At 52.7% G+C, this 24,789-nt stretch carries 19 protein-coding genes; 15 read left to right on the top strand and 4 right to left on the bottom strand.

Annotated elements, in window-relative coordinates; translation table 11 throughout:
- Positions 1-2 precede the first annotated feature (2 nt).
- Entirely contained in the window at positions 3-1,823 is a 1,821-nt protein-coding gene (locus SACSAC_RS21740) for a sensor domain-containing diguanylate cyclase (RefSeq protein ID WP_051507317.1), read from the bottom strand.
- Between the two features lie 271 nt (positions 1,824-2,094).
- On the opposite strand from SACSAC_RS21740, the gene poxB reads away from it, so the two are divergent.
- The 3 genes from poxB to SACSAC_RS21725 all read left to right on the top strand — a co-directional run bounded on the left by poxB (position 2,095) and on the right by SACSAC_RS21725 (position 6,799).
- On the top strand, positions 2,095-3,822 hold the full coding sequence (gene poxB, locus SACSAC_RS21735) for a ubiquinone-dependent pyruvate dehydrogenase (protein WP_037293498.1): 1,728 nt from the start codon (positions 2,095-2,097) through the stop codon (positions 3,820-3,822).
- A gap of 171 nt (positions 3,823-3,993) precedes the next feature.
- On the top strand, positions 3,994-5,310 hold the full coding sequence (locus SACSAC_RS21730) for a replication-associated recombination protein A (RefSeq protein ID WP_037290285.1): 1,317 nt from the start codon (positions 3,994-3,996) through the stop codon (positions 5,308-5,310).
- A gap of 343 nt (positions 5,311-5,653) precedes the next feature.
- Complete coding sequence (locus SACSAC_RS21725; RefSeq protein ID WP_037290283.1) at positions 5,654-6,799, top strand: LCP family protein; 1,146 nt, start codon at positions 5,654-5,656, stop codon at positions 6,797-6,799.
- A 139-nt stretch (positions 6,800-6,938) separates the two neighbouring features.
- On the opposite strand, the gene mnmA is transcribed toward SACSAC_RS21725, so the two are convergent.
- The gene (gene mnmA, locus SACSAC_RS21720; protein WP_037290281.1) at positions 6,939-8,078 is read right to left on the bottom strand and encodes a tRNA 2-thiouridine(34) synthase MnmA; all 1,140 of its coding nucleotides are present in this window, start codon (positions 8,076-8,078) and stop codon (positions 6,939-6,941) included.
- Between the two features lie 482 nt (positions 8,079-8,560).
- Between mnmA and cymR the strand changes: the two genes are divergently transcribed.
- The 12 genes from cymR (at position 8,561) to SACSAC_RS21660 (ending at position 21,425) form a co-directional block, all read left to right on the top strand.
- A complete protein-coding gene (gene cymR / locus SACSAC_RS21715) occupies positions 8,561-8,980 on the top strand; it encodes a cysteine metabolism transcriptional regulator CymR (protein WP_037290279.1) in 420 nt (139 codons plus the stop codon).
- An 18-nt stretch (positions 8,981-8,998) separates the two neighbouring features.
- Positions 8,999-10,150, top strand: coding sequence for a cysteine desulfurase family protein (locus SACSAC_RS21710; protein WP_037290276.1), 1,152 nt, complete (start codon positions 8,999-9,001; stop codon positions 10,148-10,150).
- A 145-nt stretch (positions 10,151-10,295) separates the two neighbouring features.
- Positions 10,296-10,514: a hypothetical protein gene (locus tag SACSAC_RS21705; RefSeq protein ID WP_037290274.1), complete on the top strand. Its 219-nt coding sequence runs from the start codon at positions 10,296-10,298 to the stop codon at positions 10,512-10,514.
- Positions 10,515-10,999: 485 nt separating this feature from the next.
- Positions 11,000-13,639, top strand: coding sequence for an alanine--tRNA ligase (alaS, locus tag SACSAC_RS21700; protein ID WP_037293496.1), 2,640 nt, complete (start codon positions 11,000-11,002; stop codon positions 13,637-13,639).
- 137 nt (positions 13,640-13,776) lie between these two features.
- Complete coding sequence (locus tag SACSAC_RS21695) at positions 13,777-14,034, top strand: IreB family regulatory phosphoprotein (protein WP_037290272.1); 258 nt, start codon at positions 13,777-13,779, stop codon at positions 14,032-14,034.
- Positions 14,035-14,046: 12 nt separating this feature from the next.
- Positions 14,047-14,463: a Holliday junction resolvase RuvX gene (gene ruvX / locus SACSAC_RS21690; RefSeq protein ID WP_037290269.1), complete on the top strand. Its 417-nt coding sequence runs from the start codon at positions 14,047-14,049 to the stop codon at positions 14,461-14,463.
- A 13-nt stretch (positions 14,464-14,476) separates the two neighbouring features.
- Positions 14,477-14,776: a DUF1292 domain-containing protein gene (locus SACSAC_RS21685; RefSeq protein WP_037290266.1), complete on the top strand. Its 300-nt coding sequence runs from the start codon at positions 14,477-14,479 to the stop codon at positions 14,774-14,776.
- 5 nt (positions 14,777-14,781) lie between these two features.
- Positions 14,782-15,090, top strand: coding sequence for a DUF1292 domain-containing protein (locus SACSAC_RS21680; RefSeq protein WP_037290263.1), 309 nt, complete (start codon positions 14,782-14,784; stop codon positions 15,088-15,090).
- A 134-nt stretch (positions 15,091-15,224) separates the two neighbouring features.
- Positions 15,225-16,301 carry an endolytic transglycosylase MltG gene (mltG, locus tag SACSAC_RS21675; protein WP_245608672.1) on the top strand — a complete coding sequence of 359 codons (1,077 nt, stop codon included), beginning with the start codon at positions 15,225-15,227 and terminating at the stop codon, positions 16,299-16,301.
- Between the two features lie 47 nt (positions 16,302-16,348).
- Complete coding sequence (locus SACSAC_RS21670; RefSeq protein ID WP_037290262.1) at positions 16,349-17,281, top strand: peptidase U32 family protein; 933 nt, start codon at positions 16,349-16,351, stop codon at positions 17,279-17,281.
- A gap of 27 nt (positions 17,282-17,308) precedes the next feature.
- Positions 17,309-18,625, top strand: coding sequence for a peptidase U32 family protein (locus tag SACSAC_RS21665; protein WP_037293492.1), 1,317 nt, complete (start codon positions 17,309-17,311; stop codon positions 18,623-18,625).
- A 451-nt stretch (positions 18,626-19,076) separates the two neighbouring features.
- Positions 19,077-21,425: a methyl-accepting chemotaxis protein gene (locus tag SACSAC_RS21660; protein ID WP_051507316.1), complete on the top strand. Its 2,349-nt coding sequence runs from the start codon at positions 19,077-19,079 to the stop codon at positions 21,423-21,425.
- 341 nt (positions 21,426-21,766) lie between these two features.
- On the opposite strand, the gene SACSAC_RS21655 is transcribed toward SACSAC_RS21660, so the two are convergent.
- Both SACSAC_RS21655 and SACSAC_RS21650 read right to left on the bottom strand, forming a co-directional pair.
- The gene (locus SACSAC_RS21655) at positions 21,767-23,236 is read right to left on the bottom strand and encodes a catalase (RefSeq protein ID WP_156951151.1); all 1,470 of its coding nucleotides are present in this window, start codon (positions 23,234-23,236) and stop codon (positions 21,767-21,769) included.
- 243 nt (positions 23,237-23,479) lie between these two features.
- The gene (locus tag SACSAC_RS21650) at positions 23,480-24,685 is read right to left on the bottom strand and encodes an AI-2E family transporter (protein WP_037290260.1); all 1,206 of its coding nucleotides are present in this window, start codon (positions 24,683-24,685) and stop codon (positions 23,480-23,482) included.
- Positions 24,686-24,789: the final 104 nt, after the last annotated feature.

Below are 24,789 nucleotides of genomic sequence, written 5' to 3'. Positions count from 1 at the left end.
TTTTATCCCGATTCAGCCGAATCGTTCAGCTCTTCTTCCTCTGTGCACACCCGATTGCGCCCGGCAGCTTTGGCTCGATACAGCGCAGAGTCGGCTACGCGGATCAACTCTTGTTTGTCTTGCCCTTCATGCAATTGAGCGACGCCGAAGCTGGCAGTCACCCGGTAATCCGGGGACGGGGAATCGAATTCAATCAGCTTGCGCAACCGCGTGGCGACTTCAGCGGCTTCTTCCAATGGCGTGTTTGGCAATAGAACCGCGAACTCTTCTCCGCCAAAACGTACCGGAAGATCGCCGAATCGACAATAAGCTTGCAGCAGCAGAGCGATATGGCGCAGCACCGTATCCCCTTCTTGGTGACCGCGCGTATCGTTGAACAGCTTGAAGCGATCAACATCGAGCAGGATGAGGCTAAGCGGACGCACCGCGCCGCCAACCGAGCGGGCTTCCTCGGTTAAGCGTGCGAAAGCTTCATCGAAATGCCGACGATTCCAAAGTCCGGTTAATCCGTCCCGCATCGCCAATGACTGAATCCGGCTGGTTTGCAGCGCATTGTCGATGGCCGTCGCAATAAGCGGAACCAACTTTTCAAGACGTTGCTTTTTAACGGAAGTGAAGAAATAAGGCCGAGAAGAGTAGAGATTCAGAATGCCGACGACGCGATGATCTTTTTTCAACAACAGATGCACGGAAGAGCGCATGCCGTCCCGATATACCCGCTCGCTCAAACCGCCTGCAGGATGCTCGATCTCCCAATTTTCGTACAGCAGGGATTTGCCGCCTTGAATCATCGACCGCAGTTCGTCGCGTTCGCTGTCCAGAAGAGCTTCCTTCAAACTGAGACGCTCTCCCTGAGAGACGGCTTTGGAGAAGAATCGGCGATCCGCATTTTGCATCACGATACTGACTTTGTCGCACTGCACGAGATTTCGCATATGAAGCAGCGTTTGTCGATACACGTCTTGCACGGAGCCGGCTTGATTGAGCGCGTTGATCATTTTGTAAGTATCCTCAAGCTGCCCGCTTTCCCGGCGCAAATCTTCGCCCATGCGATGAAAAGCTTGAACGAGCCTGCCCAATTCGCCGGACGTGGTGTAATTGCTTTTGACCGAGTCTTCCAAACTTCCTTCATACGCGGATATGGCTTGGTCAAGTTCCGCAAGCGGGTGGATCAGGCGCCGAATATGTTTGATGATAAAAAACACGTAAAGCCCGATCGTCAATAAGGCGGCCGCGCCCGTCAGGGCCAGGGTCGTGCTGATGCGATCCATGAGCTTGGCTCTTTCCAAGTCGCGTTTGACCGTGATTCGAGCCAGGAGATCGTCGAATTCGACGTTCAATACGTTGAATGCGGCTTCGCCTTTTTGCAGCGTTTCCCGATCGATCGTCTCGCCGAGCAGCGAGCGTTCCATCGTCGAGCGGCTATGTTCTTTTTGCCAAATTTCCGTAGCGGCTACCAGAGTATTGATCTCATCCGAGAAATCGGGAGTCAGCGGGCTGCGATTGAGCAGGGCTTTCGAGACTTTGCGATAATCGGTAAGTCCGCGGTCGTAGTAACTGAGGAATGAGGATTCGCCGGTCATGCTGAAGCCTCGTTGTCCGCTTTCCTGTTCAACCAGCGATTTTTCGAGCATATCCAGGTTTTCGGTCAGAAGAGCGAGATCGCGAACGTGCATGTAACTGCTCTTGATCACATGGTTTTGAAAAAGGTAGCCGCCGCTCAAAAGAAGAGCAAACGCAGCTAAGAAGGCCAGGCTGAATCGAATCAACAGCGAGCCCAGCTTCGTATCGTTATCGTTTCGGAATAGGCTGCGAAAACTCATTTTGATCGCTCCTTCGTTCGGCCGGAATACAGTAAGCGGCAAGTCTGATATTCGCACGTTAATGCAGGCAAGATTTATATCGGCAAATCGGGGCGAAGTTGTAAGGGATTACAGGGTATGTTAGGGAACGGCTGGACGAAAATCAGCGTTAGGAGACGATCCGTGCGGGTAAATAGAGGAGGAGGCCGGTACGTTGCTTAGGCGGAGGTACGCATGCGGACTTCCCGGACCTGACGTACCCGGCATAAAAAAGGAACGGGAGATGGATCATATGGGCAAAACGATTGCGGATTCGCTGGTGGAGGTACTCATTCACGCCGGAGTGAAAAGAATCTACGGAATCACGGGAGATTCGTTGAACGCGGTGATCGACGCTGTGCGCCGTTCGGGCAAGATCGAATGGATTCATGTTCGGCATGAAGAAGTTGCGGCGTTTGCGGCCGGAGCCGATGCGGATTTGAGCGGTTCGATCGCGGTCTGCGCGGGAAGCAGCGGCCCGGGCAACTTGCATCTGATCAACGGTTTGTACGAATGTTATCGCAGCCGCGTGCCCGTGCTTGCGATCGCCGCGCATATTCCGAGCGACGAAATCGGCAGCGGTTATTTCCAGGCCACCCATCCGGAGCAGATTTTCCGGGAGTGCAGCGTGTTTTGCGAAACGATTATGTCCGAGGGACAAGTTCCGAGAACGATCACGATGGCGCTTCAAACGGCATTGGCCCATTCCAGCGTCTCGGTAGTCGTGCTGCCCGGCGACGTGGCCGCAAAAGACGCCGGGAAACATCAAGTGCCGCAGCGGGTCATTCATGCTTCTAAGCCGGTCGTGCATCCTTCGCAGGCCGAATTGGAGCAGCTGGCAGAGTATTTGAACGACGGGAAAAAGGTGACGCTGCTTGCGGGTGCCGGATGCAAAGGCGCGCATGCCGAGGTGCTGGCGTTGGCGGAACGCCTTCAGTCGCCGATGGTCGTCGCTTTGCGGGGCAAGGAACACCTGGAATACGACAACCCGTATTTCGTCGGTCTGACCGGATTGATCGGCTACGCCTCCGGCTATCACGCGATGATGGACTGCGACGTGCTGCTGATGCTCGGCACGGACTTCCCGTACCGCCAGTTTTATCCGGAGCATGCCAAAATTCTTCAAGTCGATATCGAGCCTGCGCGTCTGGGACGGCGGACGAATCTTGAACTGGGAGTCTGCGGCGATGTGCGCGATACCATTCAGGCGCTGCTGCCTTTGTTGAAAGAGGGCCGCGACTCGAAGCATCTGCGCAAATCCGTCGAGCGTTACGTCAAAGTGCGCAAAGAGCTGGACGAGCTGGCTTCGGGAGAATCGGGCCGCCGTCCGATCCATCCGCAGCAGTTGGCGAAGGTCGTCAGCGATCTGGCGACGGAAAACGCGGTCTTTTCTTGTGACGTCGGAACGCCGACTGTATGGGCCGCCCGCTACTTGCAAATGAACGGTAAGCGCCGCCTGATCGGATCGTTCAACCACGGGACGATGGCCAATGCGCTGCCGCAAGCGATCGGCGCTCAGGCGACCGAGCCGGGCCGTCAGACGATCGCGTTATCCGGCGACGGAGGCTTGTCGATGCTGCTCGGCGATCTGCTGACGCTCAAACAGCATAAACTGCCGGTTAAGGTCGTCGTTTTTAACAATGAAGCGCTCGGATTTGTCGAACTGGAGATGAAAGCTACGGGCTACCTGGAAACGGGTACCGATCTGAGCAGCACGGATTTCGCGGCCGTAGCCAACGCGATGGGCATTTACGGCGTTCGGGTGGAAGATCCGGATCAGTTGGAAGAAGCGGTAAAGAATGCGCTGAACCATGACGGTCCGGCTCTGATCGACGTCGTCGTCAATCGCCAGGAGCTGTCGATGCCGCCGAAGATCAGCGCGCAGCAGGCCGGAGGATTTTCGCTCTGGGCAGTCAAAGCCGTACTGAGCGGGCACGGGAATGAATTGATCGACTTGGCGAAAAGCAATCTGCTTCGATAAAGCGTCGCTGCCGATCGGTTAGATGAATCATGATGATAGACCGCGATGCATTCGCGGTCTTTTATTCGTGCACGGAGACGGCTGCCCGGAGTCGGTTTGCTTGCGTTTCGGATTTGCGTTCGCGGCCGATGCGCACTATATTGAATAAAGGCATGAAAGGACGTGACAAGTTTGGATCTGTTCAATTACGACGGAGACGCGGGCAGGCAGGAGACTGGCGGCCTATTGGCTGACCGGATGCGACCGTTGACGCTGGACGAATACATCGGACAGGAGGATATCGTCGGCCCGGGCCGACTATTGCGCCGGGCGATCGAAGCCGATAAAGTAGGGTCGATTGTTTTATACGGGCCTCCCGGCTGCGGAAAGACCACGTTGGCTCATATTATTTCCCACCACACGCAGGGTAAATTCATACGCTTGAACGCCGTCGACGCGACGGTCAAAGACGTACGCGAGGTCATTCAACAAGCTGCCGACGACAAGGCGTTGTACGGAAGCAAAACGATTTTGTTCCTCGACGAGGTTCATCGCTTCAATAGCTCGCGTCAAGATGCGCTGCTTCCGGCCGTGGAGAAAGGGACGATCATCTTTATCGGCGCCACGACCGAGAATCCGTTTCATTACGTCAACGGCGCTTTGATGAGCCGATCGACCTTGTTCCAGCTTCATCCGCTTGCGGCGGAGCATGCCCGGATTGCGATGAGCCGGGCGCTTGCCGATTCGGAGCGGGGATTGGGCTACATGGATCTGAGCGTCGAAGAGGATGCGCTCGGGCATATTGCGGCAATGTCCGGCGGCGACATCCGGCGCGCGCTGAACGCGCTGGAGCTTGCGGCGCTGACTACGCCGCCGCAAGCCGACGGCAAAATAGTCGTAACGTTGGAAGCGGCGGAGGAATCGGTGCGCCGCCCGATCGCGCGAGCCGACGAATCCACGCAGTATGACGTATTATCCGCTTTTCATAAGTCGATTCGGGGCTCCAGCGATGCGGCTTTGTATTGGTTCCTTTATGCCGTGGAAAAACTCGGCATGGACCCGATGACGTTTATCCGACGCTTGATTGCCGCAAGCAGCGAAGATATCGGGCTTGCCAATCCCCAAGCGATGGTGCAGGCGGTGTCCGCCCTGGAAGCTTATCGCAATAACGGCTGGCCGGAAGCCAAACTCAACGTCGCGCAGGCTATCCTGTTCGCCGTCGAAAGTCCGAAATCCAATGCCGTATATACGGCGATCGCCAAAGCCGAAGCTTCTTTCGGTCGGACGGCCACGACGGAGGTCCCGCTTCATCTGCGCGATACCCATTACAAAGGGGCAGAGAAGCTCGGGCACGAAGGTTACAAATATCCGCATAACTTCGCGAATCATTATGTCAAACAAGCCTATTTGCCGAAAGAATTGGAAGGCACCGTTTTTTATGAAGCCACGGAGCAGGGGAACGAGTCCAAAATTCGTCTGAATCAACAACGTCGTCGCGAACAAAAATAAAAAATTGCGGATGGCATTCAAGTGGCATGCGTCGGCAAAACGGCGTTGTGGCCGCTTTGTCGTCCGAGGTCCGTATCGTTCGAATTATACTTTTTGTATAGGTTTCGTATGTTAGAATTGTCAGAACAATGCGAAATGTAGTAATCTAAGGTGTGTCTTCAAGTTTGAGAACGATCCGATAGGTATAAAATTAGATTAATGCTTCTATTTTAGCTTCCATAAGGGACTTCAAAAGCCGGTCGATTTTACTTTGTCGAATTCGGTCACCGTAGCCCGTCGTGTGTTCATCTGAAGACACGCCGTAAGCCGACGACTTTTGTGGGGAGAGAAAGGTACAAAAGAAATGGATAAAAACCAGCCGGCCGAGGCTCGCGTACTGACGAGAGCGCAGAGGCATCAGAAGAAGAAACCGAAAACAAAGAAGAACAAAGGCAGAGCCTGGCTGATTGCGCTTTGCGTCGTACTCGTTCTGGGTCTCGGCGGATTTATTTTCCGTAAAGAATTGATGGTGCTTGCTTTCGATACGTTCCTGGCCGGTACGGTCAAAGAAGCGCTGGACGAATCTTACGTGCCGATCGAACAGCCGGGCAAAGGCGGAGGCGAAGAACAGCAGTTGACGGTGGCCGAACTGACCAAAGAACCTTTCTCGGTCCTGCTGCTCGGAACGGACCAACGCGAAGACGAGATTGCGCGTACCGACTCCATCATCTATTCGGTTGTCCGTCCGGTAGACAACAAAGTGTTATTGATTTCCATTCCGCGCGACTCCTACGTGAAGATGGTCGGCACGCCGACGATCAAAGGGACCCGCTCGGAAACGAAGATCAACGCGGCTTACGCATACGGCGGCGCGCAAATGAGCGTCGACACCGTAGAAGCGCTGCTTGAACACGATGTCGATTACTATGCAACGATCAACTTCAACGGTTTGAAAGACGTCGTCAACGCCATGGGCGGCGTAGAGCTGCCGATTACCGAGACGATCGAAAATAAACAAGCCGACCACGAAAAATTCACGATCGAAGCCAACAAACCGATCTATGACGGAACGGAAGCTTTGAATTATGTGCGTTACCGCGAAGATTCCGATTTCAAGCGTACCGAACGCCATCGGATTTTCCTTAAACAGATGTTGAATCGAATGAAAAGCGTGGAGAATTTGACTAAAATTCCGGAGCTGATCGGAATCGCCGGACAGAATTTCAAAACCAATATGACCTCCGACTTTATGCTTTCGTTGGCCAAGACCGTGATCATGAGCGATACGACGCCGGAAATCAGCAGTCACATGCTGCAAGGCGAAGGCGTGTCGAGAGATGCTTGGTACTACGAACTGGATGACGAGGATTTGGGAGAAACGATCGAATCGATCAACAAATGGCTCGATCCGAATTCGACGGCTTCGGACCTGCTTGTGGATGACACCGACGAAGGCGGGGATTCGCACACGGATCAGGAAGGTCAACCCGCAGGCGACACCGGTCAATAAAAGTCTTTTGCAATGCAATAATAAAGAGCTGAACTATAACGCATAGCTCGTAAGCAAGAAGCCCGCTGTTCACCGTATACGGTGAACAGCGGGCTTCTTTTTTTATGTCGCATCGGGCGAAGAAAGTAATCGGTAATTTTTAAAGGATACCCGCTTGTTCGGTTGCTTCGCAAGGAACTTTCTCGACCGTTTCGATCGTGCCGCCGCCGAGACAAGTTTCGCCGTCGTAGAACACGACTGCTTGACCCGGAGTAATCGCTTTTTGGTTCTCCGCAAAGGCGACATGGACCGAGCCGTCTTCGAGGCGGGTCAAAGTCACGCCTTGATCGGGCTGACGATAGCGGAATTTTGCCGTGCAAGTCAAAGGGCCGTTTGCCAACTCGTCGCGTCCCGAAGCAAACGTTACGCCGCTTGCGACCAGACCGGTGGAATACAGGCTCGGATGCTTATCGCCTTGTACCACGTAAAGAATATTGGTTTCCAAATCTTTGTCGGCCACGAACCAAGGTTCGCCGTTGCCGGAACCCCCGATACCCAGACCTTGGCGTTGTCCGAGCGTATAATACATCAGACCGTCATGACGGCCTTTCGATTCGCCCGTCGCGATATCGACCATCTCGCCGGATTTGGCCGGCAGATAACCGCTAAGGAATTCACGGAAATTGCGCTCGCCGATAAAGCATACGCCCGTGCTGTCTTTTTTGCGCGCAGTAGCCAGACCTGCTTCTTCCGCGATCCGACGAACTTCAGGTTTCGGCAGATGGCCGATCGGGAACATCGTTTTGGACAGTTGGTACGGATTCAGCGCATTCAGGAAATACGTTTGATCCTTATTGTTGTCCACGCCGCGCAGCAGCTTGAATTCGCCGTTCTCTTCCGTTACCCGCGCGTAATGCCCGGTAGCCACGTAATCGGCCCCCAGATCCAGCGCTTTGTTCAAAAATTCGCCGAACTTAATCTCGCGGTTGCACATGACATCCGGATTCGGCGTCCGTCCGCGCTTGTATTCATCCAGGAAATACGAGAACACTTTGTCGAAGTATTCCTTTTCGAAATTCACCGTATAGTAAGGAATCCCGATCTTCTCGCAAACGCGGCGAACATCCTCAGCATCATCTTCAGCCGTGCAATGCCCGAACTCGTCGGTATCGTCCCAGTTTTTCATAAAGATCCCGATCACGTCATACCCTTGCTCTTTAAGCAGCAAAGCCGTAACCGAAGAATCCACCCCGCCGGACATCCCGACGACAACCCGTGTCTCTTCAGGAGATTTATTCATATCTATCACCGTCTTCTATAAGAAATGTGTTTGAACTTCACCAAACTAAACAAAAAATAAAATAACGCGCTTCGCGCGTCTGAAAGGTCGAGAAATTTGACGTAACTGGAAGCGAGAGGACGGAGAGAGAAATTCAGTGAAGGAATGAAATGTTCGCCTTTGAAATGGAGAAAATTCCGCTAAAATTTAATTCCTTTTCTCCATTTCAACACGCGACCGGAACGAATTTCTCTCGGAGTCTTCTTGCTTCCCGCGCAAACGTAACTTTCTCGCCGTTCATCCGCGCACGCTCGGCAACATTTTACCACAAAACGCGAATATTTACGACTATCTCGGACGAGTTTTAAAGTTCCCTAAGTCCTTTCCGCACGGACATTTTCACAAAGCGCAGATTCTGTAGTGCATCACACTCCGCGATTATGTTACGATAGTCTGAGTATACACAGGATATAACCCCGAATGAATCGAAAGAGGTGCCTCTATTGAAGATATCGACTAAAGGCCGTTACGGCTTAACCATTATGATGGAACTTGCAGCAAGATACGGCGAAGGACCTACTTCCCTGAAAAGTATCGCGGAGAAAAACTCGTTGTCCGAGCATTACCTGGAGCAACTGATTGCCCCATTGCGTAACGGCGGTCTCGTGAAAAGCATCCGCGGCGCTTACGGCGGCTACATTTTGTCGCGCGATCCCGATACGGTAACGGCAGGCGAAATCATTCGCGTACTGGAAGGTCCGATCTCGGTCGTGGACTTCGCCGAAGAAGACGACCCGGCCAAGCGCGATCTGTGGAAAAAAATCCGTGATGCCATCGCCGACGTAATCGATTCGACGACGCTGGGCGATCTGATCTCGTTCCGAGATAAGGGCGAACCGGATAATTATATGTTCTACATCTAAGTTGGGGTGAACGCAAAAATGAACAGAATTTATATGGATCATGCAGCGTCTACCCCGGTGCATCCGCTCGTAGCCGAGGAGATGCTGCGCATTATGACCGGAACTTACGGCAATGCGTCCAGCGTGCATGCGTTCGGACGCGATGCCAAGCGGATCGTTAGTTCGGCGCGCGAACGGATTGCGGCTGCCATTCATGCCCGTCCGGCCGATCTCGTGTTCACATCGGGCGGTACGGAGAGCGACAACGCGGCGCTGTTCGGTGCAGCCATGGCCCGTCTGGACAAAGGACGCCATTTGCTCGTCTCGCAGATCGAGCATCATGCTGTGCTGCACGCGGCCGAGCGACTGGCTGAAGAGGGGTTTGACGTGGAGTATATTCCCGTCGATAAGGTCGGACGCGTGGATCTGGATTGGATTCGCGAACATGTTCGCCCGGACACGACGCTGATCAGCGTGATGTTGGCGAACAACGAGGTGGGCACAATACAGCCGGTCCGCGAGATCGGCGCTTTTGCCCGTGAACAAGGAATTTGGTTCCATACGGACGCGGTTCAGGCACTCGGTTCGTTGAAGATCGACTGCGAAGAGTTGAATGCGGATTTGATCAGCTTTTCCGCGCATAAGATCAACGGTCCGCAGGGGATCGGAGCTTTGTACGTTGCGCCCCATATCAAGCTGCCTGCTTTGCTGCATGGTGGGAATCAGGAGCGTAAGCGTCGCGCGGGCACAGAGAATCTGGCCGGAATGGCCGGATTTGCCAAAGCCGTCGAACTGGCCGTATCCGGGCTGGATGAACGCCATGCGGAGTCGATTCGATTGCGTCATCAGCTTTTGGAAGGATTGAAGACGGCAATTGGCCAGGATCAGTTTGTTGTTAACGGAGCTCCCGAGCATACTTTGGCACATATCGTCAACATCAGCTTCCCGGCCGTGGGGACCGAGACGATGCTGATGAACCTGGATATGGAAGGGATTGCCGTAGCCAGCGGTTCGGCATGCACGTCGGGTTCGCTGGAGACCTCCCATGTGTTGCGCGCCATGAATTTGCCTGAAAATGTTTTGCATTCCGCGATTCGATTCAGCTTCGGATTGGGTAATACTTCGAAGGAAATCGAATTAGTCGTCAAAAAAATTGAAACGATTATCAGCCGCGTGCGTATTAATCATTGATATGTCCCACATGGCGATTCGAAACAAACCCGTCTTGCGCAAAAAAGTTTGTTTCGTGATTCAGATTGTGAATAATCGTTCAATCGGAAGAAATCCAGACTTCTTCACGACATTCAAATAAGCGGACGGATAGGTGATCCCCATAATGAAATGTCCAAATTGCAGTTCCAAAGATATCGGGAAAATCGGCTCGCATCAGTTCTACTGCTGGAGCTGTTTTATCGAATTGAACGTTAATGCCGGAAAGATGTCGGTTTATCAAGTTGAAAAAGACGGAACGCTCAGTTCGCTGGACGACTTGTTTTGCCTGGAAAATGCGGCGGATGCCGCACATCAGCTGCATGCGGAGTCGAGAGCTTCTTAAACAAGTATCGGAAGAAGTCGGAAGAACAAGGGGACTCAAAGAAGTTTATTCCCGGGTTCTTCCGGCTTTTTTTGCTTTTTGCGGATTCTTCTTTGCCGGTTGCTTTCTCATTGACAGAAATTCGGGTGCCCGATATACTGGGAAAGCATTGACTATAGTCGATAAAACGATGAAGGAATGAAGTACGTCCTGAAGGGACGCCTCCTCAGCGAACAGGCTCCTTGTGCAGATGCGCATGGGTGGAAGAGCCTGGGAGGCCAACGGACCGAAAGCTGATTCCGGAGTGCTTGGCAGATTTTGCCGCAGCCGACTCGTCCCCGTTAACGGACGCGAACGAGGAGATCGTCCATAATTGCCTTCACGCTGCTTGATGCAGGCCGAAGTCATGGGGCGATAACCAGGGTGGTACCGCGAGCAATCGTCCCTGAATATTTCAGGGGCGTTTTTTATGTTTTTTAACATTCATAAACGGAGGTCCGAAAATGATGAAAGCTAGTGAAATCCGCTCTAAATGGCTTGAATTCTTCGAACAAAAAGGTCACCATATTGAACCGAGCGCGCCGCTTGTGCCGCACAATGATCCGTCCCTGCTGTGGATCAATGCGGGTATGGCACCGCTGAAACCGTATTTTGACGGCCGCGTGAAGCCGGAAAATCCAAGAATCGCGAACTCGCAAAAATGTATTCGCACCAACGATATCGAGAACGTGGGCAAGACGCGTCGCCACCATACGTTCTTCGAAATGTTGGGTAACTTCTCGATCGGCGATTACTTCAAAGAAGAAGCGATCACGTGGGCGTGGGAGTTCCTCACCGGACCGCAATGGATCGGCTTCGATCCGGAGCGCATCAGCGTAACCGTATACGCGGAAGACGAAGAAGCGTTCATGCTCTGGAATACGAAGGTCGGTCTGCCGGCCGAGCGCATCATCAAGCTGGGCGACGAAAATTTCTGGGATATCGGTGAAGGCCCTTGCGGACCTTGCAGCGAAATCTTCTACGATCGCGGCGACGCTTACGGCGTATTGGACCCGAATGATCCGGAGATGTATCCGGGCGGCGAAAACGAGCGTTTCCTCGAAGTATGGAACCTCGTATTCTCGCAATTCAACCATAATAAAGACGGCAGCTACACGCCGCTCCCGAACAAAAACATCGATACGGGCGCAGGCCTGGAGCGTCTGACGTCCATTCTGCAAGACGTGAACTCGAACTTCGACACGGATCTGTTCCAGCCGATGATTCAGCATACGGCGAAGCTGGCAGGAATCGAATACGGCGTAAGCGAAGAGCATGACGTTGCGCTTAAAGTTATCGCTGACCACGTGCGTACGGTAACGTTCGCTGTCGGCGACGGCGTTCAGCCTTCGAACGAAGGTCGGGGTTACGTCATCCGTCGTTTGCTCCGTCGCGCCGTTCGTTACGGACGCGTAATCGGGCTTGACCGTCCGTTCCTGTATGAGCTGGTTCGCACCGTAGGCGACGTAATGGGCGTATACTACACGCAAATCGTAGATAGCCGCGAACTGATCGAACGCGTGATTCGTCTGGAAGAAGAACGTTTCCTCAAGACGTTGTCCGACGGTCTGGCGATTCTGACGGAGACGGCAGAGCGTGCCAAGGCAGTAGGCGAGAGCGTGATCGGCGGCGAAGACGCGTTTAAAATGTACGACACGTTCGGCTTCCCGCTCGACCTGACCGAAGACTTCGCGTTGGAACACGGCATGACGGTAGATCGCGACGGATTCGAGACGGCGATGCAAGAGCAGCGTACAAGAGCCCGTGAAGCGCATAAAAAAGGCGGCGGCATGAACATCCAGGGCGGCGCATTGTCCGAACTGGAAGCGGCAAGCGAATTCGTAGGCTACGGTGAAACGTCTGTCGAAGCGAAGATCGTCGTTTTGATCAAAGACGGCGCAATCGTAGAATCCGTAGGCGAAGGCGATTCGGCGCTCGTCGTACTGGACAAGACTCCGTTCTACGCGGAAAGCGGCGGCCAGGTCAGCGACGTGGGGACCATCTCTTCCTTTACCGGAACGCTGAATGTCGAAGGTCTGGTAAAAGCACCGGGCGGCCAACACGTGCACCAAGTAACCGTCGAATCCGGCGAGCTTCACGTCGGCGATGATGTTCGCGCAAGCGTGGAACGCGATTCGCGCACGGCAATCGAGAAGAATCACACGGCGACGCATTTGCTGCATAAAGCGCTCAAAGAAGTGCTGGGCACGCATGTTAACCAAGCAGGATCGCTCGTTGAACCGCAGCGTCTGCGCTTCGACTTCTCGCACTTCGGCAGCATCACGCAAGAAGAGTTGGCCGATGTGGAACGTCGCGTGAACGAGCAGATCTGGAAAGGCGTCAACGTGCAGATCGAACTCAAAGGCATCGAAGAAGCCAAAGCAATGGGCGCGATGGCTCTGTTCGGCGAAAAATACGGCGACATCGTCCGCGTGGTCGAAATCGGCGATTACAGCCTGGAGCTGTGCGGCGGTTGCCATGTTCGGAATACGAGCGAGATCGGATTGTTCAAGCTTGTCGGCGAGAGCGGCATCGGTTCCGGCGTGCGCCGAATCGAAGCGTTGACGGGACGCGGAGCGTACCTGTACCTCGACGAGCAGCTTGAGCTGCTGAAGCAATCGGCAGCAGCGCTCAAGACGCCGATTACCGAAGTTCCGAAGCGGATCGACGGTCTGAACAAACAACTTAAGGATGCAGAGCGCGAGATCGAATCGCTTCGCGGCAAACTGGGCGCGATCGAAGCCGGTCAACTGACGGACAATGTTCGCGAAGTAGGCGGCGTACAGGTCTTGGCCGAGAAAGTATCGGCTTCCGATATGGACGGCCTTCGTTCGTTGGCGGATGAACTGAAAGTGAAACTGCCCCAAGCCGTATTGGTACTGGGCGCGCCTTCCGAAGACAAAGTCAACTTTGTCGTTGTCGTTCCAAAAGAGCTGACGGCTCGCGGCTTGAATGCCGGCAAGCTGGTTAAAGAAGCCGCAACCGTATGCGGCGGCGGCGGCGGCGGTCGTCCCGACATGGCGCAAGCCGGAGGCAAAGATGCATCGAAGCTGCAAGAAGCGCTCGATAAGGCCGTATCCGTTCTTGAACAATCGCTGAACGCTTAATTCTTGGCCTTCATCTTCACCCGATTCCCCGTTTCTTGATCCGGGAAAAGTGTGATATGATAAATAAGATTCAACAATTAAGGCGTCAAGGCGCGCCGCGTGCACGCGGACGCTTTGCGAAGCGAGGTGTAATCCTTATGGATTCCATGGACAAAACTGTAAAGTTCAACGTACAAGGCGATGAAGAAACTTCCGCAGAGGAAATCTTGCTTACCGTGTACGACGCGCTTGTGGAGAAAGAGTACAATCCAATCAATCAGATTGTAGGCTACTTATTGTCCGGAGATCCGGCTTACATCCCGAGACATAACAACGCGCGAAGCCTGATCCGCAAGAAGGAGCGCGACGAGCTGATCGAAGAGCTGGTCCGTTCTTATTTGTCCAAGCTTCGATAGGAGATAGGTATCATGAAATTGCTGGGTCTCGATTATGGGGATCGCCGAATCGGCGTCGCGGTGAGCGACGCTTTCGGCTGGACTGCGCAAGGCATCGAAGTCATCCAGCGCCGCGAAGACGATTCGCATTTGCAGCGGATCGTCGAGCTTGCGAAGATGAATGAAGCCGAAGAGGTCGTTGTCGGTCTTCCGAAAAACATGAACGGCACGATCGGTCCGCGCGGCGAGCTGTGCATCGAGTTCGCCGAATCGCTGCGGGAATTGCTGGGTCTGCCTGTTCACCTCTGGGATGAACGTCTGACAACAGTATCCGCCGAGCGAACGCTGCTCGAAGCTGATGTCAGTCGCAAGAAGCGCAAACAGGTCGTCGACAAGATCGCGGCGGGTCTGATCTTGCAAAATTATCTCGATTCCAAATCAAAACGGTGAAAGGGTGACGGGCATGGCAAACGATTCCAATCTCGTAGGCGAAGAGCCGGAAATTATTTATATCCCTGATGAAGAAGGTCAGGAAGAAGGCTTTGAAGTTATCATGAAATTCGAAGTGGACGGCTCCGACAGCAAGTATATGATGGTTGTTCCGCTGGATTCGGATGATGAAGAAGCAGACGAAGTCTATGCATTCCGCTATGAGGAAGACGACGATGATTTGAAGCTCTATGTAATTGAAGACGAAGCCGAATGGCAGATCGTCGAAGAGACTTTCAACACACTTGTTGCCGAATTGGACGGGGAGGAATAAAAGCTATGACTGAATTTTCCGCAAGTCAGGTCGTATACACGAACAAGTTGGAGAAGGTATACGGATTGGATGTCGAGCTGATCGACGAGAATGCCGAATCGGTGACGTACCGAATCTTGAAAGAGTTCGAAGTGGGCGGCGGCGCGTATGCAGTTTTGCAAAACGAGAACGCCGGAGCCGATGACGATGTGCAGATTCTCAAGATCGAAACTTCACCGGAAGGCGAAGTTCAATTGACGACGATCGACGACGATGACGAGTGGGAAAATGTAGCCGAGCTGTTCGACGAACTCACTTTCCCGGAAGAAATCTAAGGGAATCGGTAAAGCAAGCGGACCCGGTGAGCCTGGTCCGTTTTGCCATGCGCAAAAAAACGTTGAAGGGCGGAGCAGTCCGCCCTTTTTACTCGATTTTCCATACCGGAAGCCTGAAAAGGATGTGCGCCGTAGTGACGAAAACGAAAAAGAGATCCAAAGCACCGTTGGCTTTTTTCCTGATTATATTGCTGCTCGTCGCGTCGATCGGGGCCTTTGTCTATGCTTCGATGCGTCCCGTTCCGGTTTCGGATCAAGCGGTCGCTTTTGAGATCGCGGAAGGAACCGGTACAGCCGGTATTGCCGACCGATTACAGGAAGAAGGGCTGATTCGAAGCGCTCTTCTGTACAAAATTTATTTGAGAATCGAAAATGAAGGCAGTTCCTTCAAAGCGGGGACGCACGAATTGTTTCCAGGTTCCGATTATGCGGCCATTACGGCGGTTTTGAATGAAAAAGCGGGCGCGGCGTCGGCATCCGGCGATCAGCAGGGGTCGGTAAAAGTCACGATTCCGGAAGGCTTTACGATCAAGCAAATTGCGGAGCGGCTCAGCGAAACCGGAGGCTGGGATGCGAAAACGATTCGCCAGCTGACTCGCGAACCGGAGAAATTCGCGGATGATCTGCCTGCGGGCGTTCCGGATAACGAAGGACTTCAGTATGCGCTGGAAGGCTATTTGTTCCCGGATACGTATGAATTTAGTACGGATGCAACCGAAGAAGACGTCGTTCGTCGATTGGTGCAGGAGACCGGCAAGAAGCTGCAATCGATTCCGGACTTCGACAATCTGCTCAAGGAACGCGGCCTGACCGTGCATGAGCTATTGACCGCGGCTTCATTGATTGAACGCGAAGCCGTTGTCGATTCGGAACGACCGCTGATCGCGGGAGTCATCTATAATCGCTTGAACGACCCGATGAAGCTTCAGATCGATGCCACTGTCCAGTATGCATTGGGTGAGCAGAAGGAGCGGCTCTTGTACTCCGATTTGGAGATCGATAGTCCGTATAACACGTATAAAAACGAAGGACTTCCTCCGGGGCCGATCGCTTCGCCGAGTTTGAAGTCGATCGAAGCGGCACTTCAGCCCGAAGCGTCGGATTATTTCTTTTACGTAACGAAAAAAGACGGCTCGGGCGAGCATTTATTTGCGAAGACGTTTGCCGAACATGAAAAAAATATCGAAGAAAGCAATGCCGGAGGCAACTGACTGTCCCGGCTTGCGTCGATAAGGATATAAAGAAGGGGGTGGCCGTTTTGGGATACAGACCCGAATTGTTGGCAACTTGCGGCACACTGGATGAATTGAAAGCACTGGCGGAAGCCGGTTGCGATGCTTTTTTATTGGGGGAAGAGAAGTTCGGAATGCGTCTGCCCGGTGAATTTACGCCGGAGGCGATCGCAGAAGCGGTTGCTTTTGCGCATCCGAAAGGAATTAAGATCTATGTTTGCGCCAATAACCTCATGGATAACGATACGCTGCCTGCTTTACCGGGTTATTTGGAGAAAATGGGCGAGATCGGCGTCGACGGCATCGAGTTCGGCGATCCTTCCGTATTGATGCAGGTACGCAAATTGTTGCCGGACATGCCGCTGCACTGGAACGCGGAGATGACGTCAACGAACCACGGCACATCCAACTATTGGGGACGTCGCGGCGCGACAAGAGTCGTTCTGGCGCGTGAGTTGAATATGGACGAAGTGACGGGCATGATGCCGAATCTGGAAGTGGAAGCTCAGGTACAGGTGCATGGCATGACGAACATCTACCACTCCAAACGCAGCTTGGTGCATAGCTATATGGCGAATCAAGGACGACCTGTGGAAGATGATAACGTCGGACTGAATCGCGGGTTGTACCTGATCGAAGCCGAGCGTCGCGATGAATTATTCCCGATTTACGAGGATTCCAACGGTACGCATATTATGAGTTCCGGCGATATCTGTATTCTGGAGGACCTGCATCTGTTGATGGAGGCCGGCGTACAAAGTTTCAAGATCGAAGGCATTCTAAAAAATACAGCTTATAATGCGGCAGCCGCGCGTGCGTATCGCAAAGCCATCGACTCTTTCGTGTCCGACCCGGAAGGTTACGCGTTCGACGAAGCTTGGTTGGACGAGATTCGTGATTTGCAAGACCCTCGTCGCGAGCTGTCATTCGGATTTTTCTACAAAGAACAGGTTTATTGAGAAAGGGAAGGGGATTGCAACGTGGAAATGACACAAACGCCGGTTCAATCGAAGCCGCAGCATAAAGGGAAACGTTATCGTCTGGACAAGCCCGAGCTGCTGGCGCCGGCCGGCAATCTGGAAAAGCTGAAATTTGCCGTGCACTATGGGGCAGACGCCGTTTATATCGGGGGACAAGCCTACGGCTTGCGATCGAACGCGGATAACTTCAGCTTCGAGGAAATGAAAGAAGGCGTGGAGTTCGCGAACAAATACGGTGCCAAAGTATTCGTCGCGACCAATATTTATACGCATGAAGAGGATTTGGACGGGATTGCCGAGTATCTTCGCAATCTTCAGGATGCAGGGATCGCGGCGATCATCACGGCCGATCCGATCATCGTGGAGACGGCCAAAACGGCGGCTCCGCTGATCGAAGTTCATTTGAGCACCCAACAGTCGACGCTGAACTGGCAGGCTGTGCAATTTTGGAAAGAAGAAGGACTGCCGCGCGTCGTGTTGGGACGAGAGACCAGTCTGGAAGAGATCGCCGAGATCAAAAAGAACGTCGATATCGAGATCGAATCGTTCGTGCACGGCGCGATGTGCTCGTCGTATTCGGGCCGCTGCGTGCTGTCGAACCATTTTACGGACCGCGACTCGAACCGGGGAGGCTGCTGCCAATCCTGCCGTTGGAAATACGACCTGTTCGAAAATTCTTCTCCGGAAGGCGATTGGGTATCCGAAGAACAGCAGATGGAAACGGAAAGTAATCCGTTGTTCCTGGCGGAAGATAACGCGTTCACCATGGGTTCGAAAGACTTGTGCATGCTCGGTTCCATTCCCGATCTGATTGAAGTCGGCATCGACAGCTTCAAGGTTGAAGGACGCATGAAGTCGATCCACTATGTGGCGACGGTCGTCAATGTATATCGTCAAGCGATTGATGCCTATATGGCCGACCCGGAAAATTATGTACTGAAGCCGGAATGGATGGAAGAGCTGAACAAAGCGGCGAATCGTCCGCTCAATACAGGCTTCTTCTACGATACGCCGGATCACGAAGATCATATCTATGAACCGGAAGAGAAGGCTGTGCCGTACGACTTCGCGGGACTGGTGCTCGACTACGATGCAGAGACCGAAATCGCGACGATTCAGCAGCGCAACCATTTCAAACCTGGCACGGAAATCGAATTTTTCGGTCCGGACGGTACATTCTTCAAGCAAGTCGTCGGAACGATCTGGGATGAAGAAGGCAACGAACTGGACGCCGCTCGTCACCCTATGCAGCGGGTGAAGTTGAAAGTAGACCAGCCACTGCGTTATTTCGACATGATGCGCAAGAAAAATGTGAAAAAATAGAATATCATTGAATGACTTCGGTCATGGTTCTTTAGAACTCCTTTCAAAACCCTTCAAATCTTTAGCGGATCTGAAGGGTTTTGATTTTAAGCTAAATTTTTTTGAAAAAGTGCGTATTTCCCTTTGCTTTTTGCTTGCTTATGCCGATAATAGAGATATCCAGCATTTTGTAATCCCGGACTTTTTTTAAATGAAAGCGGTCCTTTGTCCCAGATCAATGTTAGCTTACTAAACGAGACATTCGAAGTGGGACAAAGGACTAGTATCTTGTCAACGTGAAAGTAAGCTTGCGCCTGTATGAAACGCGCCTAAAACGTATGCTTTTCATACAAACGCAATGCTCTAACTAAGAGTCGACAAGATACTAGTTACATAGATAAGTGCGAGAGCGCTTTCTCATTTTCCGGTGTTACAACGCTGATTCTAATGACTGGCGGGTGGGGACATGGGTATGATGAAAAAACAGGGCGAGCAGAACGGGGAAAACCCAGTACTCGAGCCGGAGGGCGGCAAGATCGAAGGAAAAGGGAAGCCTTCGCTGAAGCTGCTGAAAAAAGACAGAGGTCCGAAAAAAACGCGCGAAAAAAAGAAAACGCTACCGAAATCGACACCGTCGGATTTGGAAAATGATTCTGACGGCACTGTACAAAATGATAACGCTTTAAAAAAGAAAAGCCTTAGTGCTTTTAGGTCTTTGGGCAAAAACAAAGCTTTTAATCCAACAAAATCGAAACGTTTCACTCGAAATTTCGGAACCACGATGCTCGATTTCGTTAAAAACTGGCGCGCGCTCGACCCGAGCAAGTCGGTCGGGATTCGATTATTCTTTATTTTCCTTGCGAGCATGGTTGTGTTCGTATCGTCACTCGGCATTATGTCCTACGTCAAAGCACGCGATACGATCAAAGAGAACGCAGCCTCCGCGAATGAGCAAACGGTTATTCAAACGTCGCAGAAACTCGATATCATCCTGCAGCGTTATATGGACTCTTCGACGCAGATTTTCTTCAATCCGGAGATTCAGGACGCGATCAATAATTTGCAGCGGTCGGCAACCGACTTTGACCGTTTCCAGGCTATTCGCGAGATCAATGAATCGCTGAGCAACCAGGTCAATGTCACAACGGGTCTCCAAGCGATCTATTTCCTGCCTACGGATGAGACTTCGACCGAATTCTTCACGGCAGGCAATCAATTGCCGACTCCCGAAGAAATCCGGGGGACGACCTGGTATGCGGATCTGACGGGTGGAAAAAATAACGTATTGTGGCTGCCGACAGACGCAACTCGCGGAAGCTATACATTGGCACGTTTGATGTCGACTACAAACGGCAGCGGCGCCAAATTCATTATCGGCTTGCAGCTTGACGTGAAAACGCTGGAAGATCAATTGGCATCCGTAAACTTCGGCGAAGGCAGCCATATCGAACTTTTGGCTGCTGACGGCACGAACGTGGCTTCGGACGTCAAGGGCTCGGGAGGACAACCGACCACTTACGTATTTGAGCAAGACGAGTTGGGCGCAAACGGAAAATTTGAAGCCAAGCAGTTCGGAACTACCGTATTGGCTGCTTACAATACGATGGAAAGCTCCGGTTGGAAATTGATCGGTACCGTTCCTGTCGAAGTGCTGATGGAAGGCGCGGCGGGAATCCTGACCCTGATCGTGATCTTCGTATTGGTGGCAATCATTGTCGCTGTCGTAATCGGGATCTGGATGGTGCGCATGATCGGCCGTCCGCTGGGGCATTTGAAAGGTCTGATGCAAGAAGGCGCGACAGGTAACCTGAGCGTACGCACGGATTATCGTTCCAAAGATGAAATCGGCGAGCTGTCCAGCGCGTTCAACCGCATGATGGATCGCATTACCGACCTGATTCGCCAAACGACGGACACGGCGCAGCAGGTTCTCGACACGGCAGGCGAGCTGGAGCAGGCTTCGAAGCAGACGGCAAGCTCGGCACGCGAGATTGCGATTGCAACAGAAGAAATCGCAAACGGCGCATCCAGCCTGGCTCAAGAAGCAGAGAAGAGCACCGAATTGACGGAGCGGATCGGCGAACGGATGGAAAATGTCGTTTCGGCCAACCGCGAAATGGACGTTTCCGCACGCGAAGTGCAAACGGCGAGCCGTCAAGGCACGGAGCATCTCGATAAATTGCTCAGCCAGACGGGAAGCACGGAAAATATGGTTCGCTCGCTGGTTACGAGAGTCGATGCGTTGAAAGAAAGCACGGCTTCGGTCATGAAGGTACTCGACGTGATGCAAAATATTACGAAGCAAACGAATATCCTCTCGCTTAACGCTACCATCGAAGCAGCACGCGCAGGGGTAGCCGGTCAAGGCTTCATGGTCGTTGCCGGAGAAATACGCCAGTTGGCAAGCCGTTCGCGCGAATCGATTGACATGGTCGGCGAAATTACGGATAACATCCAGTCCGAGATGGACGAAACGGTACGCACGCTCTCGGCCGTATATCCGATGTTCCAGGAGCAAGTCCAATCCGTGAAGCAAACGACAGGAATTTTCGATTCCGTGCAGGAGCAGATGGAACTGTTCTCGGGCAAGCTCGACGGCGTAACGACTTCGATCGGCGAGTTGGGCAGCGCGCAGAAGACGATGGCAGAAGCGATGACAAGCGTTAGCGCGGTTGCCGAAGAATCTTCGGCAACGTCGCAAGAAGTGGCGTCGCTGAGCAGCGAGCAGCAGAACGTCGGCGTGCGACTTGTCGAGTTGTCGGCGAAACTGAGCAATGCGTCGAACGAGCTGAAAGATTCGATTTCGAAGTTTACCGTTTAAAATTTCTGCGGAGCTTGGAGCTGCGGGTAAGGACTGTTACGATCGCGTGTTGCCATCGGGAAAAAGGATTGGAAGTTTTAATTGTATTTTCCCAATGGCAAAGGCGAACGCTATCGCTTCTTCACAGTCCTTACCCTCCGCCCCCGAAACTTTAAGCGGTGAGAGTGGGGTAGGGAAGAAACAAGAAAAGAGCTTCGGACTTCGGTCCGGAGCTCTTTTTGATGAAAAGAATGGGCTGATAAGATTCGAGTTCGATTCGTGTTGAACCTTTTAGTAAGGTCAGGATTCTTTGCCTTTTTCTTGGGCTTCTTCAATGGCTTTCCGAGGATCTGATTGTCCGCTTATTGCGTCTTTTCTGTTGCGGCCAAGCCTTCGGATACGCGGCGTCCGTAGTCGGCGTCGGCTTGGGTAAAGTAGTCGATCATGCGTTCTTGAATATCGGGTTTGCATTGCGACAGCGCGCCGACCAGGTTGTTGATCAGTTCGTCGCGTTCCGAGTCTTCGAACGAGCGGTACGTATCGCCGGCTTGGCCGAAGTTGTTCGGGCGGTCGATCGGAGCCCGGACCAGTTTGGCATGGTATTCGGGTTCGTGGTCTTTGCCCGGCTTGGGCGCTTCTTTCAAGCCGCCCATCGATGAAGGTTCATAATTAACGTGCGGGTTTTGGCCCGGAGCGCGGTCGACTTTATATTGCATCTGGCCGCCGCTTTGATTGGTGGCGACATGCGTTTTCGGCGCGTTGATCGGAAGCTGCAAATAGTTGGCTCCGACGCGGTGGCGCTGGGTATCGGAGTAGGAGAAGGTGCGACCTTGCAGCATTTTATCGTCGGAAAAGTCCAGGCCGTCGACCAGCACGCCGGTACCGAACGCGGCTTGCTCGACTTCGGTGAAGTAATCTTCCGGATTCCGGTTCAGCGTCATTTTGCCGACCGGAAGGAATGGGAACTGCTCCGGCGGCCATAACTTGGTATCGTCGAGCGGATCGAAATCCAGCTCGGGATGTTCATGATCTTCCATAATCTGCACGCAAAGCTCCCATTCGGGATAATCGCCTTTTTCGATCGCTGCGTACAGGTCGAGCGTGGCGTGATTGAATTCGGTCGATTGAATCGAGTTGGCCTCCTGCTGGGTCAAGTTTTTGACGCCTTGATGCAGCGGCTCCCAATGATACTTGACCAATACGGCTTCGCCTTCGGTATTGACCCATTTATACGTATTGACGCCCGACCCTTGCATCTGCCGGTAATTGGCGGGAATGCCCCAAGGCGAGAACAAGAACGTTACCATATGTGTCGCTTCCGGGCTGAGCGATACGAAGTCGAAAAAGCGCTCCATGCTCTGCACGTTGGTGATCGGGTCCGGCTTGAACGCATGCACCATGTCCGGGAACTTCAGCGGGTCGCGAATAAAGAACACTTTGAGGTTGTTGCCGACCAAATCCCAGTTGCCGTCTTCGGTATAAAATTTGGTCGCGAATCCGCGAGGATCGCGCAGCGTTTCCGGGGAATGGCCGCCGTGAATAACACTGGAGAAACGAACGAACACCGGCGTTTCTTTGCCTTTTTCCTGAAAAAGCTTGGCTCGGGTGTATTTCGATACGGGCTCGTCGCCGGCTGTTCCGTACGCGGTAAAGACGCCGTGAGCTCCCGCTCCGCGCGCGTGGACGACTCGCTCCGGAATACGCTCGCGGTCAAAATGGGTAATCTTCTCAAGAAACTGGTAATTTTCCAACGTGGTCGGTCCGCGGCTGCCTACGGTGCGTACATTCTGGTTATCCCGTACGGGATGACCTTGTCTGGTCGTCAACGTCATGTTTTCTTCTTGTTCGCTGCCGTTTTGCGGTTTCTTTTCGTCGCTCACGTCAAGTCCCCTTTCCCTCGCTTCGGATGGTGGAATTACCTTACATAAAATGGGCATACGTCAATCCTATACCCGCAGCGCATATCGTTAAAACGTTAACCAAACGTCCTTCATCTAACTTTCATCTGAACTTTACATGGCATGGATCAAATGAAAAAAGACGCTCCCATTCAGGGAACGTCTGCGTACATACGGTTAGTCCGGTGCGTCGGCATCCGGATCGGAAGCCGACGGGCTCCCGCTTGGAGCGGCAGGCGGCGGGTCCGACGGAGGAGGAGGCGTTGGTTGCGCACCGGAAGGACTGAGCGGATGCACAGCGAATTCCTCCTGCGGCATCCGAATCCAACGTTGCAGATAGCCTTCCTGAAGCAGCTCCTTGATCAGGATCAACAGAATCGGCGCCAGAATCAAACCGGCCATGCCGAACAACGAAGTCGAGATCAGAACGAAGGAGAGCATCAGATAAGCGGAAGAGATCCCGATCGAGTTGCCCGCGATTTTAGGTTCGAGCAGTTGGCGCGTCAGCATCACGACTGCAAGAAGAACAATAAGTCCGATCGCGAGGCCTGTATTTCCCACAATGAACAGATAGATGACCCAAGGAATGAAGATAGCGGGCACGCCGAGCAGCGGCAATATATCGAACAGGGCAGACACGATCGCAATCGCGAACGCATTATCTACGCGCAGAATCAACAGACCCGCATAAACGATGGCAAACGTGATAAAAACCAGAATCGCCTGTGCTTTCAGATAAGAGCCGATTGAACGGAAGACATGATCTTTCAGAAACTGGTAAGCATGCTTGAACGTGTTCGGCGTTTTGTCGTTAGCGACCTTTTTCCACCAAACGATCTCTGAACTAAGGAAGAAGGCCAGGATGATCGAGATCGTAAAACTGACAATAAAGCTGGAAAAAGAAGTCAGGAAGGCAAGCACGTGCGAGAATGCAAACTTCAGCCAACCCGCCAATTGATCCGTGAACAGGGCAAAGTATTCATTGGCTTTTTCCACGGTTCCAGCCGGAAGAGCATTCAGCTCGCTATGTAAAAATTCGGTTAGATTCGCAAATTGAACCTGAATGATGGCGGTATACTCCGGCAAGTTATCGGCGAGTCGCGCAATCTGCGAGACGAAAATCAAGCCTGCGCCGAATAAAGCTCCCAAAATGACCGAAACGAAGAGGAGTACCGAGATGGCGGAGGCCAACGGTTTGGGTAATTTTCTGCGATGCAAAAAGCGGGCAAAAGGTTCGATGATCAAAAAGACGACAATGGATAAAAAGACAGGTGCCGCGATGCCGTACAGCCAACTGAATGCCAACATGACCAAATAGATAGTCAGTACGATCAGGGCAATGTCAAAAGCAGTTCGCCAGTATTTCCGGTACAACGATATCATGAATAGGCTCCTTTGCAAGGGATGTCAGACCGTGAAAGTCCGTACTTTTGGATTGATTCCATTAATTCCTATGATAAAATAAAGTGATGACGGCGAGCAATAGA

The sequence above is a fragment of the Saccharibacillus sacchari DSM 19268 genome (assembly GCF_000585395.1).
In the GTDB taxonomy this organism is placed as follows: Bacteria; Bacillota; Bacilli; order Paenibacillales; family Paenibacillaceae; genus Saccharibacillus; species Saccharibacillus sacchari.
This window is presented reverse-complemented; position numbering and strand designations above follow the sequence as displayed.

What these genes read in the sequence shown, in the direction of transcription:
- SACSAC_RS21680 (WP_037290263.1), top strand. Translation starts at nt 14,782, where the DNA reads ATGACTGAATTTTCCGCAAGTCAGGTCGTATACACGAACAAGTTGGAG.
- SACSAC_RS21665 (WP_037293492.1), top strand. Translation starts at nt 17,309, where the DNA reads ATGACACAAACGCCGGTTCAATCGAAGCCGCAGCATAAAGGGAAACGT.
- SACSAC_RS21705 (WP_037290274.1), top strand. Translation starts at nt 10,296, where the DNA reads ATGAAATGTCCAAATTGCAGTTCCAAAGATATCGGGAAAATCGGCTCG.
- SACSAC_RS21650 (WP_037290260.1), bottom strand. Translation starts at nt 24,685, where the DNA reads ATGATATCGTTGTACCGGAAATACTGGCGAACTGCTTTTGACATTGCC.
- SACSAC_RS21740 (WP_051507317.1), bottom strand. Translation starts at nt 1,823, where the DNA reads ATGAGTTTTCGCAGCCTATTCCGAAACGATAACGATACGAAGCTGGGC.
- poxB (WP_037293498.1), top strand. Translation starts at nt 2,095, where the DNA reads ATGGGCAAAACGATTGCGGATTCGCTGGTGGAGGTACTCATTCACGCC.
- SACSAC_RS21655 (WP_156951151.1), bottom strand. Translation starts at nt 23,236, where the DNA reads ATGACGTTGACGACCAGACAAGGTCATCCCGTACGGGATAACCAGAAT.
- SACSAC_RS21685 (WP_037290266.1), top strand. Translation starts at nt 14,477, where the DNA reads ATGGCAAACGATTCCAATCTCGTAGGCGAAGAGCCGGAAATTATTTAT.
- SACSAC_RS21695 (WP_037290272.1), top strand. Translation starts at nt 13,777, where the DNA reads ATGGATTCCATGGACAAAACTGTAAAGTTCAACGTACAAGGCGATGAA.
- mnmA (WP_037290281.1), bottom strand. Translation starts at nt 8,078, where the DNA reads ATGAATAAATCTCCTGAAGAGACACGGGTTGTCGTCGGGATGTCCGGC.
- alaS (WP_037293496.1), top strand. Translation starts at nt 11,000, where the DNA reads ATGAAAGCTAGTGAAATCCGCTCTAAATGGCTTGAATTCTTCGAACAA.
- SACSAC_RS21725 (WP_037290283.1), top strand. Translation starts at nt 5,654, where the DNA reads ATGGATAAAAACCAGCCGGCCGAGGCTCGCGTACTGACGAGAGCGCAG.
- SACSAC_RS21710 (WP_037290276.1), top strand. Translation starts at nt 8,999, where the DNA reads ATGAACAGAATTTATATGGATCATGCAGCGTCTACCCCGGTGCATCCG.
- SACSAC_RS21660 (WP_051507316.1), top strand. Translation starts at nt 19,077, where the DNA reads ATGATGAAAAAACAGGGCGAGCAGAACGGGGAAAACCCAGTACTCGAG.
- ruvX (WP_037290269.1), top strand. Translation starts at nt 14,047, where the DNA reads ATGAAATTGCTGGGTCTCGATTATGGGGATCGCCGAATCGGCGTCGCG.